This window comes from Aeribacillus sp. FSL K6-2848 (genome assembly GCF_038004325.1).
Taxonomy (GTDB): Bacteria; Bacillota; Bacilli; order Bacillales; family Aeribacillaceae; genus Aeribacillus; species Aeribacillus composti.
Map to the genome: position 1 here is coordinate 2,012,807 of NZ_JBBOQQ010000001.1, position 12,712 is coordinate 2,025,518.

Genomic DNA, 12,712 nt, shown 5'->3' on the forward strand with positions numbered 1-12,712 from the left:
TTAAAATGTAATAGTAATGATAACCATTGTGAACATTAAACTTTATTCAGCACCCTTTAATAGGTACAATGAATATTGACACCGCGAGCGAACAAAAGCTGGAATATCGGTGTAAAGGAGTGTGTCTGTCTTGTTTGATTTAATGCCTTTAATGCTGGAGCGAGTGGGAATTTTAGTCATTTTAGCTTTTTTGTTATCAAGGATGAAGGCATTTCGGCGAATGATTCATCATGAGCATGGATTAAGCGAAAAGCTAATGCTGATTGCCGTATTTGGATCTTTTGGCATTATTAGTAATTATACTGGTGTCGAAATTGCTCAAGGCAATATCAGCTCACAAACATGGCAAATAGAAGTGGATGGAGATGCCGCAATTGCCAATACAAGAATTATGGGAGTAGTGATTGGGGGATTGCTTGGCGGTCCATTCGTCGGCATCGGCACTGGTTTAGTAGCAGGACTGCATCGGATGACATTAGGAGGATTTACCGCGTTTGCTTGCGGAGCATCTACTATTTTGGCTGGATTCGTGACCGGTTTCCTTTGGAAGCGTTTTAGAATAAAAGACAATTTTTCACCTTGGAAAGCTGTTTTGACCGGAATTTTTATGGAATGTACTCAAATGGGACTTATTCTCTTACTTGCCCGCCCGTTTGAATCCGCAGTTAAGCTTGTAGAATTAATCGCTCTTCCGATGATTACGATTAACGGATTTGGGACTCTTATTTTTATTTTAATTATTCATTCGATTCTAGTGGAGGAAGAGCGGACGAAGGCGCTTCAAACACATAAATCTTTTTACATCGCGCAGCAGACCTTGCCATTTTTCCGAAAAGGCTTAAATGAGCATTCGTGTAAAAAAGTAGCGGAAATTATTTTAAAATGGACGAAAGCAGATGCCATTTCCATTACCAATCGGGAAATTGTCCTCGCTCATATCGGTGCCGGTTCTGATCATCATAAGCAGGGGCAAACTTTAGTAACAAAGCTGACAAAAAAGGTTTTAGAGCAGGGTAAAATCATTAAAGCAAAATCGAAGGAGGAAATCCAATGCCCAAATTCTGATTGTCCGCTTCAGTCAGCGATTGTTATGCCGCTTCAAGTACACAACCAAACGGTTGGCACGTTAAAGCTTTATTTTTTAGACCCGAGTCTTATGGATAAAGTGGAGCAAGAGCTGGCGGAAGGACTTAGCAAGCTGTTTTCTACCCAATTGGAGCTTGCTGATGCAGAACTGCAGAGAAAACTGCTGAAAGATGCAGAAATTAAAGCTTTGCAGGCGCAAATTAATCCGCATTTCCTGTTCAATTCGTTAAACACGATTTCCAGCTTGATCAGAACTGATGCGGATAAAGCTAGAAAGCTTCTTTTAAAATTAAGCGTGTTCTTCCGAAGTAATTTACAGGGAGCTAGACAATTTGTCATTCCGCTTGAAAAAGAGCTTGAGCATGTTGAAGCGTACTTATCTATTGAGCAGACAAGATTTCCTGATAAATATCATGTAAGTTTTGATATTGACCAAAGCTTAAAGAAAGTAATGGTTCCGCCGTTTACGCTTCAGCCTCTCGTCGAAAACGCCATCAAGCACGCTTTTGCCAATAAGGAGCATGGGAAAGTGTCCATTCGGGCGTATGCAGAAAATGATCAAATGATCTTAATCACCGAAGATAATGGCAGCGGCATTCCTGATCATTTATTGTGCCAATTGGGAAATCAGACCGTTCAATCGAATGATGGAACAGGAACAGCTCTTTGGAATATAAAAAAACGAATAGAAGAAATTTATGGTTCCGCCGGAGCCTTCCATATTAAAAGTGATGAAAATGGAACGAAAGTGACGATTAAGTTTCCATTAGAAATGAAAGGAGAAGTAGCCGTATGATCAAGGCTTTTATCGTGGAGGATGAACCGTTGGCAAGAGACGAACTTATTTACTTGCTTAAAAGGAGCAAGCAGGTAGAGATTGTTGGGGAAGCGGAACAAATGGATGAAGCGATTGAAAAAATCCGCCAGACCGACATGGATGTGATCTTTCTCGATATACAGCTGTCATCTCATGAACAAGGGATTAGACTTGCTGAAAAGCTAATGGAGATTGATCATAGACCTGAGATTGTTTTTGCAACCGCTTATGATGAGTACGCTTTAAAAGCATTTGAGCTGAATGCGGTTGATTACATTTTGAAGCCGTTTGATGAAGAAAGGATATTTCATACAATTGAAAAAATTTCAAAGCGGCTGGAAGCCCGCCAAGAAAAAAGACCGCAATATTTTCAAATGCAGGATGAAAAGATTCCTGTATCATTAGACGACCGCATTCTGCTTATTAACGTGAAAGATATTCTTTATATTGAGTTTAATGACGGAAAAACTATTATCACTTGCCGCGATCAAAAATATGAAGTTAAAGAATCGCTTGTCACTTTTGAAAGAAAGCTGCAGCAAACGCACATCATGCGTGTTCATAGAGCTTATTTAGTCAACTTGAATGAAATAGTTGAAATTCAGCCGTGGTTCAACTCCACGTATCATGTAATCATGAAAAATGGCGAATCGATCCCGGTCAGCAGAACTTATACGAAGGAACTGAAAAAGCGATTGGGCATTTAAAAAAAGCTGAAAGCTTTAAGCAATATTTGTGACAAAATTGTTGCAATTCAATTTAAGAAATTGACGATTTATCCCCGGATTCTTGCATTTTGTTTTGAAAACCGATCATGAAGATGTTTATTTAATACAATGAATGTAAAAAGCAAGAACAAAGGGGAGGTTGCAAAAAAATGAATGCGATTACAATCGTGATTGCCTCAATGTGTATTTTAATGATCGCCTACCGTCTTTACGGAACATTTATGGCTGTAAAAGTGTTGAAGCTGGATGATTCAAAACCGACACCAGCTCACGAATTAAATGATGGAAAGGATTATGTTCCAACGAATAAATGGGTAAGCTTCGGGCATCACTTTGCCGCTATTGCTGCAGCAGGACCGCTCGTCGGACCGATCCTGGCCGCACAATTTGGATATTTGCCCAGTCTGCTGTGGCTTTTGATTGGTGCCGTAATTGGGGGAGCCGTCCATGATGCAGTCGTTTTATTTGCTTCCATGCGGCAAAAAGGGAAATCATTATCGGAAGTAGCAAAAGAAGAATTAGGTCCGGTAGCCGGCTTTTGCACAGGACTTGCCATGCTGTTTATTATTACCATAACAATGGCTGGTCTTTCCATGGTTGTTCTTCATGCATTGGAAAAAAACCCTTGGGGCACGTTTGCAGTCGGAATCACCATTCCTATTGCAATGGGAGTCGGAATTTTCTATAAGAAAACAGGCAATTTAAAATTAGCTTCAACAGTTGGCTTTATTTTATTAATGATAGGTGTTTTCGCAGGACCTTCCATACAAGAAACAGCTCTTGGGGATTGGTTGACATTCGATACTAAAACTTTGGCGCTTATTTTACCAATCTATGCATTTTTTGCTGCGGCTTTGCCGGTTTGGCTGCTGCTTGCTCCTCGTGATTATTTGAGCAGCTTTATGAAAATCGGTGTGTTCATTGCGCTGATCATTGGTGTTTTTATCATTAATCCTTCTATTGAAATGCCGGCCTTTACAGAATTTATCCACGGCGGAGGGCCGATTTTAGCTGGACCTGTTTGGCCGTTTATATCGATTACAATTGCATGCGGTGCGATTTCAGGATTTCACGCTTTTGTCGGATCGGGTACAACGCCGAAAATGCTTAATAAGTGGAGCGATATAAAAGTTGTCGGCTTTGGAGCCATGTTGGTGGAATGTTTGGTCGGCATCATGGCGCTGATCGCTGCAACAGCTCTTCATCCGGCAGATTATTTTGCGATCAATTCCGCGCCGGAAGTATTCCGGACACTTGGAATGGATGTTATTAATTTACCAGCTTTAAGCCAGGAAATAGGTTTAAATTTGGAAGGAAGAACAGGTGGAGCGGTTACACTTGCAGTTGGAATGACTTATATTTTTACTGCGATTCCATGGTTTGAGAATTTGGCTTCGTATTTTTTCCAATTTGTTATAATGTTTGAGGCTGTTTTCATTTTAACTGCGATTGATGCAGGAACACGTGTAGCACGTTATTTAATTCAAGATTTCTTCGGTGAAGTGTATAAACCATTAAAAAAGGTAGACTCCGTTCCGGCTTCCGTATTTGCAAGCGCTTTAGCCTGTTTTATGTGGGGGTACCTGCTTTACTCAGGAGATATTGGATCGGTTTGGGCATTGTTTGGCGTATCGAACCAGCTGATGGCATCCATCGGACTGATTGTCGGTGCGACAGTCATTTTAAAAATTGCCGATAAACGAAGATATATGCTTACTTGCCTCATTCCGTTAGCTTATTTATTTGCTACAGTAAACTATGCAGGCTACTGGATGACCGTAAATGTTTATTTGAATCCGGAAGCTGCAGGCTACAACGTATTAAACGGAATTTTATCCATCATTATGCTCGTTCTTGGTATTGTCATCTTGGCAACGGCATTGAAAAAATGGATTGAAATATGGAATGATCCGGGCTTTCAAATGGAGGCTAAATCAGCCTGACACAAGGGTAATTGGGCGGCTCATTTGTTGATGCCGCTCTTTATTTGTTTAAGCATCACAACAGCGGTGGCGACAGAGGAGGAGAAATGATCAAACGATGGCAAAAAAACTTAATGGAAGTAATGGATCGTAAAAGCAATATCATGTACAATAACAACTAACTAATTAGTTAGTTGTATAAAAAAGGGTGATTTTTATGGCGAGAAATAAAGGAGAAGAGAGCAAAAAGAAAATATTTCAAGCTGCTGCGGAGCTGTTCGCTCATAAAGGTTTTCATGCTACAAAGATCAGCGATATTGTGGCAAAAGCAGGGCTCACGCAGGCAGCTTTTTATCTTTATTTCAACAGCAAGGAAGAAATTTTCGAACAAATGCTTGAAGATTTTGAAAAGCAGTTAATTCATTTTAGTGATGCAGGAAAAAAAGTGGCTGATATACAACCGGAGCAAGTGAAAGACCATGTCCGTGAGACAATCGCTGACATTCTGAAGTTTCTCGGAAAAAATCCTCACTTAACGAAAGTTGCACTCAGGGAGAACAAAGATGATCGTTTACGAAGCATCATTGTTGAAAAAATAGCAGCAAATATGAGCAACAATCAAAGACTTGGAATTGTTAAAACGGAAATTGACACTCAATTTGCCGGTGAAGCATTTCTCTCAGTGATCGAGCACATTATTGAACGATATGTAATGACAGGAGAAAAAACAGAAAATGAACTTGCGGACCAAGTGTCCCTTTTGTTCTTAGAGGGGATTTTGAATAAAAATTAAAAGGGGAACATGAAAGGTGCTGGAATGACGTTAACATCATTTCGCATTAGTGTATATGCGAAATAAAAAAACGAGATTAGATCAGTCGTTTTCCATTGGATAAAATGCTATTTAAAACCGCTAACCAATTTATTCGGTTAGCGGCTGCTCCGTTTTATTAAACGTTACACGATTTGCCAGTTCTAAGTCTTTCACGGCGTCTTCAGCTGTAACAAATCCTTCCCATCCTTCTTCTTCAATGATTCGGCAAAAATCAAGGAAACGGTCTTGGACCATTGCCTCATACCACAATTGCCGCTGCTCCAATTTGATTGTCCGTTCGTATGAAATGCTGGATAGTGCTTTAAGCGGGAACGATTTATTTTTGAAACAATGAAAGGCTGAAGAGCGTACTTTTTCAACAGCGTTTTCTACCGGTTTTTTCGGTATGCTGTCTAGTATTTGATCGATCAGCTCGCCCTGTTCTTTTGAGATTTTGCCCTCTAAATATAATTTTTGGGGAATCCATCCTTCAAGTACAATCCGTCCATGAGTGCAATGAATTTCCCATTTTGTCGATTCCGGTGCGTCAGGATCCATCGTAAAGCCGTGGTAATATTGAACAGGAACTAAAGAATATATGTTGTTTCCCGAACTTTTTTCGTCTTGTTGATAAACTGGTTTATGAAGAACGCTTGCCCAAACACGCTGTTTTTCACCGTTTTCCTCCGTCAGAGCAAAACCGTTCGCATCGACCGCTTCTCCGAGTATGTGGCGACCGACCTCAAAAAAATGAACTCCATGTTCAATAAAAATGCCTCCGCTTAGTTGATCATTCCAAAACCAATGGCCATTGGCGACGTGATGAGCCGAGTTGGTGAGACTTGCATGATGCACGAATCCAAGCAGCCGATGGCGGACGATCCATTCAACAGCTTCTACTAGCGGATTGTAACGCAATACAAGGTTCACGGCGAATGCACGCTTTTGTTTTTTTGCATAGTTCGCATTTTCCAAAAGTTCCTTGGCATAAAGGGCACCAGGTTTTTCTAACAAGACATGCTTTCCGTGTGTTAAAGCCAGTCGGCTAAGTGAGGAGTGAAGATGAGGCGGTGTTGCTAAAATGACAATATCGATTTCAGGATCGGCTATAAGGTCGGCTGCCTCATAATATTCTTTTGGCGTTATCGCATTATGTCTCTGTTTTTGAAAAGCAGCCATCACGCTCTCCCGTTTTGTATCCGTCCTTCCTGCGACAGCTGTCAATTGAAATTCAGGCAGCCGTGCAAGCGCACCGGACAAAAAAGTGGCAAAAGCGCCCGCACCTGCGATCCCCACTCGGTAAGTCTTCATCTTGCCAGACATGGTGTTTTCCCCCTTTACGTTATGGAATTTGACAACTTCATTATAAACGAAAATATAGTCTCGTAAATTTTGAATTGCACAATTAGTAGGATGTATATTTTTCAAAACCGATTCTGTCAAGTGTAAAAAAAGTTTGAAAGATTTGCGTGAATGAGAGCAAGGAAATGACAGGATGATCGTTGAATCAAATCTAGGAAACCTGCTCAAACAACGATTCCTAACAAATAACTTTTAATTATTTATTTGTATGCAAAAGCGATTGCCATCATGATTCAAAGGAAATTCGGGAGTTGCTTCCGGAAAAATCCAATCTGCCTTGATTATAAACATTAGAAAATATAGCTTTCTGCAAATGGACTGATGCAAACAGTTTGGAATCACTTATTGATGCTAAGCTTATTGAACAAAAATCAGCTTTCGAAAATATTTGCCGGCGCTTCCATTAGTTTAGTTGAGACGGGGAAAAAATATAACTGCTGCAACGAAATTTTTTTGTAATGTTTAAAATATTAAAACAATCAATTCATATTTTTTGATATGATGAAAGTAAGGTTTTGCAAAAAGAGGTGTAAAATGGATTTTCCTGTTTATATACATTTGGGTCCTGTTTCGATTCATCCGCATTTATTTTTTGAGACTTTGGCTTATTTTGTCGGTTTCAGAGTTTACTTGCATACGAGAAATAAAGAAAGAATTCCGCTTGATAAGGCGATGTGGGTCGTGATCGGTGCGATAGCCGGGGCTGCGTTAGGATCAAAGCTCCTGTATTGGCTTGAAAATCCTGTTGAAACGCTGAAAAATGTGACGAATCTCAACTATTTAATGGCCGGGAAAACGATCGTCGGTGGATTGCTGGGAGGATTGATCGGAGTTGAAACCGCAAAAAAGCTAATCGGCTGGAAGCGCTCGACAGGCGATGATTTTGTCTTACCGCTTATTATTGGCATGAGCATTGGCAGGATAGGCTGTTTTTTCACCGGCCTCTCAGACCATACGCACGGCACCCCAACGACTTGGGTGACGGGTGTTGATTTTGGAGACGGCGTACCGAGACATCCAACTCAAATATATGAAATTGTCTATTTATGGCTGATCGGTTTTTTCGTTCTATACATAAGAAAAAAGAAAACATCTCCGTGGGAAGGGTTTCTGTTCCAGTTTTTTATGGTTTCCTATTTGCTGTTTCGCTTTTTTATTGATTTTATCAAGCCGACACCTCACCCGTATTTTGGGTTAAACAACATTCAGTTAGCAGCTTTCGTCGGATTGATGTACTATTTGTTCCTTATAAGGAAAAAGAGAAGGGAGAAATTTCAGTATGCCAAATAGACCATACATTTTCTATGAATTAACGAACAGCATTTGTTCGAAATGTTTGCGGAAAACGGAAGCAAAAGTCATATTTGAGAATGATCAAGTTTTTTTAGTAAAACATTGCCGTCATCATGGAAGAGAAAAAGTATTGATCTCAACCGATATCGAATATTACAAAAAATGCCGTGAATTTTTGAAGCGTGCAGAAATGCCGTATCGCTGGAATACCTCCATTCAATACGGGTGCCCGTATGATTGCGGCTTATGTCCGGATCACGAGCAGCACAGCTGCTTGGCATTGGTGGAAGTTACGGATCAGTGCAATTTGCAATGCCCGATCTGTTATGCGGAGTCTTCCCCGAAAAAACAGAAATGGCGCCCACTAGAGGAAATTGAGAAGATGTTTGATGCGATTGTGAAAAATGAGCGGGAACCAGATATCGTTCAAATCAGCGGCGGTGAACCAACGATCCATCCACAGTTTTTCGAGATATTAGAAATGGCGAAATCGAAGCCAATTAAGCATATAATGGTGAATACAAACGGAATTAAAATTGCCCAGGACAAAAAATTTGCTGAAAAGCTGGCTCGCTACATGCCCGGATTTGAAATTTATTTGCAGTTTGACAGTTTTGAAAAAGAGGCGTTAATCGATCTGCGCGGAGTGGATTTGCGAGCAGTCCGAGAGAAGGCAATAGAACATTTAAATGAATACAACATTTCCACAACATTAGTTGTCACGTTAAAAAAGGGTGTAAACGATCAGGAGGTCGGAAAAATCATTAAATACGGTCTTTCGCAGCAGGCAGTCAGGGGAGTCACCTTTCAGCCGGTGCAAATTGCCGGAAGAACAAAAAATTTTAACCCTGCAACTGACCGATTAACGTTGAGCGAAGTTCGCAGCATGATTATCGAGCAATCGGAGGTTTTTCAAGCAGACGATATTATTCCTGTCCCTTGCCATCCTGACTGTTTGGCTATGGGGTATGCGCTGAAGTTAAACGGGGAAGTGAAGCCTCTGACGGGTATGATCGATCCACATATTCTCCTTGAAGGAGATCAAAATACGATCGTATTTGAACAAGATGAACAATTGAAACATAAAGTTTTTGAGCTATTCAGTTTAAATCATTCTCCCGGCTCTTCCGCGATGTCACTAAAAGATTTATTATGCTGTCTGCCGAAAGTAGCGATACCGGAAAATATTAGCTATAACAATGTGTTTCGTGTAATTATTATGCAATTTTTAGATGCTTACAACTTTGATGTTCGTTCAGTTAAAAAATCCTGTGTTCATATTGTACATCACGACGGCCGCATCATTCCGTTTGACACGTATAACTTGTTTTACAGGGACAGCCTTGAAAACCGGCTGAAAGAAATTCAAACAGAAATGGCGATGACTGTGCATGAATGAGCATACAAAAGACATTTGGAAAGGCATCGGTATTGTGCTTCTTTTACATGGGCTATTGTTGATTTTTCCGATTACGATCTTTTTTATCGGTTTTGTTCAGGTGATTTATATCATTCCAGCAGTCGTGATCGCCTTAATGAAAAGAAAAACAGCGATTGCTCAAGGAATACTGATCGCAGCTGGGATTACGTTTTTAGTGAATACAGCATGTTTCGGAGTGTTTATGATGGGATGGTACTAACGTAAAGAGTTTACAAACATGGTATAAAAAGCTGTAAATAAAACTTGTAGAGAAAAATATTGTCCTTCTCTACAAGCTCTGTAGCGCTAATCTAGGGGAAAATGGTCAAATTCTAGGATTAACTTTCATAATGCCCTTTCGCCTCTTTTTTCGGCCATATTGTATAGCTGAAGCTCCATAAAAAATCGATAAACAGGATGAACGTCCATTTTGCCGAAAATGATAAAAGTGCTTCTGTTTTCTGGAAATCGTTGACGAAAAGAACCATGAACAGGAGAAGGGCATTCCCAATAATCCATGCTAGAAGGTGGCGGTACCAGCCTTTCCGTTCATAAGCAGCATGCTGTTTTCCGAATTGAGGCCGTTTATTTGGCCGCTTTCCTCCAGCAAATCGGTAAGCAAACTGTTCATCCGCCCACTGAATCATCCGTTTGCCAAATGCAACCGAAACCCCAATATATACAGCAGACAATCCGTGTACAAAATGAGCTGTTGCGCCGTCTTTCAAATCGAAAACCGTTGCGATGATTAAAACAAGATCGATAAGAGGCGTACACAATAGAAGGAGCGACCCGATTTTTTTCCAGCCTAGAATATATCTGGCGAATAATCCGGCGCCGACAAATATCCAAAACAAAATTTCGCATATGACAATGAGCCAACCGATCATGATTCCACTCCTTTTTAAAACACACGTATTAAATAAAAATTTAACACAAGTGTATTAAAAAAACAACCATGATATAATAAAAATATGCCGAAAAAAGTGGATCACGTAAAACAAAGAGAAAAAATTGCTGTAGCGACATGGAATGTCATTGCGAAAGGCGGGATGGAAAAAGCAACCGTTCGCAATATTGCGAGAGAAGCAGGAGTTTCCGTTGGTTCATTAAGACATTATTTTTCAACTCAAGCAGAATTGCTGTCATTTGCAATGAAATTGGTGTCGGAAAGGGTGAGTCAACGAATTAACGAAATTGATTTTTCTATGCCGCCGCTTGATGCAATGAAAAGGATGATCCGGGAGGTTTTGCCGCTTGAAGATGATACAAAGAAAGAAATGGAGGTATGGTTTGCTTTTACCCAGAAAGCTCTTTCGGAGCCGGAACTTCAGTCTTTAAGCAAAGAAGTATATCTTAAAATGCGTTATGGATTTGAACAGGTCATCAAGACTTTAGTCAAACTTGATCTTGCGCGGCCGAATATCAATGTAGAGCTGGAGGTGGACCGTCTGTATGCGCTGATCGATGGCTTGGCCATTCATGGATTAATGCATCCGGAATATTTATCTAATGAGATGATCGAATCCATTTTGGACAGTCACTTAAAATCTTTGTGCAAACAAGAGGTTTTATAATGGTTTCCGTCGAAACTAAGAATATAAATCAAACAAATTCACATCCGCAAAAAAATGAAAGTTTAGGAATCCTTTCTAGCTTCTGATATAAAAGGAGGTGGGAAAATGGTTCAGCTTTATTACACAGATCAATTCAGTTTTGCACCTATTGTTGCTCTGCAGCAATCATTGAAAGAACATGAGAAAAAACAGTCTATTGTTGAAAAAATATATGAATCCAATCTTGGGGCCCAATCAGAAAAGGACAACATAAAAGATTTGAAGAAGGAAGCGCTGGCACACGGATCTGTTCTGAAAACAATCACGTTAAAAAGGGGGAAGTCAAACGCTCTAATCGTTCCTTGGAAATCAACTAAGTTCTACGCGAAAGCAAGGGGGCGGGCAGGATTTGGGCGTTTTGACCGCCTCGGTGAAAAAATTGATGATCTAGCTTCAGAATATGTTTATTTAAAAAACTGGATTGAAGAAAATTTTTTTGGTGAACAACGAAAAGAGCGGCTCGACAAACTCGATCATTTTTTTCAACAAAGCATCCAACAGTTAGCTGATTCTTTTTCAAAATCAGTTGGCGGCTTTTTTGTGAAGCATGGTCTCCCAGACGTGAAAGAGGAGATGTATAACGATATTTTAAAAGCTTATGAACAGCGCATCGAACAATATACATCTTTTTTACGCAAGCATGAGGATTATGCCCCAATCGACAGAACGGATGGTGAACAGCTGTTAAGGGGAAACCATACTTTTAAGTTGGAGGCGCTCCGCCAACAATTTTTACAGAAGGAAAGCGCTTTAGAAACCGGCGATCATTATACAATATATGATTTTGAAGCGGCTGGGTCCTTTTATCAAGAAGCGGTCCGAACAGAACATGGCTATACGGCTGCAAAAAGCGAAGAACAAATCGGGATTGAACTCGGATTATTAGGGATGAAGCTGGAAGCATTGCTTCATACACCATTGTCTGAAAAAATGCGTGGCAACCTTGAGCATGTATACCATTCATATATCCAAAAAACGATTGAATCATACAACCGCTTCCAGGAGGAAAAGAGGGAAGAAGCATATGGACGGAGCAAAAGGGCTTATTCCATACTTGATTCGAAAATCATCGATGACATTATTTCAAGTATGAGAAGGCACGCAAAAGAAAAAAATATAGATCATGTCTTTTTGCATATTATACCGTCTGCTTACGTTTCATATGAACAAAAAACAAATGATGCGAATTGGAATGATCTTGTCCGTTATCATTCCTCAAAAAACGACTGGGACATGTTTTTTCAAAATGATTGGTCGGCGCATCATGCGTATTATCCATTTACTTACAATAATCTTATCAACAATTGGAACTCTTTTATAAATAAAACAGAGGGTCTATTGGATATGAAATTTGATCAAGAGGCGGTCATTTTTGAAGCGAGAATTTAATTTATGAAGAAATGGATAATCAAACATTAAATGGAAAAAAGTCCGTTCTTTGAAATCATTTACAATGTTGCGATGGATGAAAAATTCATAAATTTGAAGGGAAAATGGAGATCCACGTCAAAATCCCAGTATTTTACCTCTGGGACTTTGACGTGGATTTTTTATTTCGGGTGCAAGTGTAATAAAATGGAAAGGTCTTTGCATCATTCAAGAAAAAAGGAATAGCAGATCAACAAGAAAAATAGTTAAACGATTCATCACCGTT

Annotated in this window: 11 protein-coding genes; 9 read left to right on the forward strand and 2 right to left on the reverse strand. The window is 39.9% G+C overall.

Features of this window, described 5'->3' with window-relative positions:
* Positions 1 to 130: 130 nt before the first annotated feature.
* The 4 genes from NSS70_RS09780 (at position 131) to NSS70_RS09795 (ending at position 5,346) form a co-directional block, all read left to right on the forward strand.
* Positions 131 to 1,882 carry a sensor histidine kinase gene (locus NSS70_RS09780; protein WP_340806431.1) on the forward strand — a complete coding sequence of 584 codons (1,752 nt, stop codon included), beginning with the start codon at positions 131 to 133 and terminating at the stop codon, positions 1,880 to 1,882.
* Positions 1,879 to 2,610 (forward strand): LytR/AlgR family response regulator transcription factor, encoded by a 732-nt coding sequence (locus NSS70_RS09785; RefSeq protein ID WP_063389552.1) that lies wholly within the window; start codon positions 1,879 to 1,881, stop codon positions 2,608 to 2,610. The genes NSS70_RS09780 and NSS70_RS09785 overlap by 4 nt, the downstream gene beginning before the upstream one ends.
* Before the next feature lie 170 nt (positions 2,611 to 2,780).
* Entirely contained in the window at positions 2,781 to 4,574 is a 1,794-nt protein-coding gene (cstA, locus tag NSS70_RS09790) for a carbon starvation protein CstA (protein WP_063389551.1), read from the forward strand.
* A 196-nt stretch (positions 4,575 to 4,770) separates the two neighbouring features.
* A complete protein-coding gene (locus NSS70_RS09795) occupies positions 4,771 to 5,346 on the forward strand; it encodes a TetR/AcrR family transcriptional regulator (protein ID WP_066246672.1) in 576 nt (191 codons plus the stop codon).
* Positions 5,347 to 5,475: 129 nt separating this feature from the next.
* Here the strand turns inward: NSS70_RS09795 and NSS70_RS09800 are convergent, their stop codons facing one another.
* A complete protein-coding gene (locus NSS70_RS09800) occupies positions 5,476 to 6,690 on the reverse strand; it encodes a Gfo/Idh/MocA family protein (RefSeq protein WP_311067263.1) in 1,215 nt (404 codons plus the stop codon).
* 573 nt (positions 6,691 to 7,263) lie between these two features.
* Between NSS70_RS09800 and NSS70_RS09805 the strand changes: the two genes are divergently transcribed.
* Genes NSS70_RS09805 through NSS70_RS09815 form a run of 3 tightly spaced genes read left to right on the forward strand, consistent with a single transcriptional unit; the run spans position 7,264 to position 9,662 of the window.
* Positions 7,264 to 8,019, forward strand: coding sequence for a prolipoprotein diacylglyceryl transferase (locus NSS70_RS09805; protein WP_063389548.1), 756 nt, complete (start codon positions 7,264 to 7,266; stop codon positions 8,017 to 8,019).
* Positions 8,009 to 9,421, forward strand: a complete 1,413-nt coding sequence (locus NSS70_RS09810; protein ID WP_339195537.1) for a radical SAM protein — start codon at positions 8,009 to 8,011, stop codon at positions 9,419 to 9,421. The genes NSS70_RS09805 and NSS70_RS09810 overlap by 11 nt, the downstream gene beginning before the upstream one ends.
* A complete protein-coding gene (locus NSS70_RS09815; RefSeq protein WP_063389546.1) occupies positions 9,414 to 9,662 on the forward strand; it encodes a hypothetical protein in 249 nt (82 codons plus the stop codon). Before NSS70_RS09810 ends, NSS70_RS09815 begins: the two co-directional genes overlap by 8 nt.
* Before the next feature lie 118 nt (positions 9,663 to 9,780).
* On the opposite strand, the gene NSS70_RS09820 is transcribed toward NSS70_RS09815, so the two are convergent.
* Positions 9,781 to 10,332, reverse strand: coding sequence for a hypothetical protein (locus NSS70_RS09820; protein WP_130156567.1), 552 nt, complete (start codon positions 10,330 to 10,332; stop codon positions 9,781 to 9,783).
* Between the two features lie 84 nt (positions 10,333 to 10,416).
* Here NSS70_RS09820 and NSS70_RS09825 point away from each other — a divergent pair, with 84 nt between their 5' ends.
* Complete coding sequence (locus tag NSS70_RS09825; protein WP_339211458.1) at positions 10,417 to 11,019, forward strand: TetR/AcrR family transcriptional regulator; 603 nt, start codon at positions 10,417 to 10,419, stop codon at positions 11,017 to 11,019.
* Between the two features lie 105 nt (positions 11,020 to 11,124).
* A complete protein-coding gene (locus tag NSS70_RS09830; RefSeq protein WP_339195546.1) occupies positions 11,125 to 12,447 on the forward strand; it encodes a hypothetical protein in 1,323 nt (440 codons plus the stop codon).
* The last annotated feature ends 265 nt before the right edge of the window (positions 12,448 to 12,712 follow it).

Bases quoted from the DNA above. Each gene is read 5' to 3' on its own strand.
- NSS70_RS09785 (WP_063389552.1), top strand. From the start codon at position 1,879: ATGATCAAGGCTTTTATCGTGGAGGATGAACCGTTGGCAAGAGACGAA.
- cstA (WP_063389551.1), top strand. From the start codon at position 2,781: ATGAATGCGATTACAATCGTGATTGCCTCAATGTGTATTTTAATGATC.
- NSS70_RS09795 (WP_066246672.1), top strand. From the start codon at position 4,771: ATGGCGAGAAATAAAGGAGAAGAGAGCAAAAAGAAAATATTTCAAGCT.
- NSS70_RS09800 (WP_311067263.1), bottom strand. From the start codon at position 6,690: ATGTCTGGCAAGATGAAGACTTACCGAGTGGGGATCGCAGGTGCGGGC.
- NSS70_RS09805 (WP_063389548.1), top strand. From the start codon at position 7,264: ATGGATTTTCCTGTTTATATACATTTGGGTCCTGTTTCGATTCATCCG.
- NSS70_RS09810 (WP_339195537.1), top strand. From the start codon at position 8,009: ATGCCAAATAGACCATACATTTTCTATGAATTAACGAACAGCATTTGT.
- NSS70_RS09815 (WP_063389546.1), top strand. From the start codon at position 9,414: ATGAATGAGCATACAAAAGACATTTGGAAAGGCATCGGTATTGTGCTT.
- NSS70_RS09820 (WP_130156567.1), bottom strand. From the start codon at position 10,332: ATGATCGGTTGGCTCATTGTCATATGCGAAATTTTGTTTTGGATATTT.
- NSS70_RS09825 (WP_339211458.1), top strand. From the start codon at position 10,417: ATGCCGAAAAAAGTGGATCACGTAAAACAAAGAGAAAAAATTGCTGTA.
- NSS70_RS09830 (WP_339195546.1), top strand. From the start codon at position 11,125: ATGGTTCAGCTTTATTACACAGATCAATTCAGTTTTGCACCTATTGTT.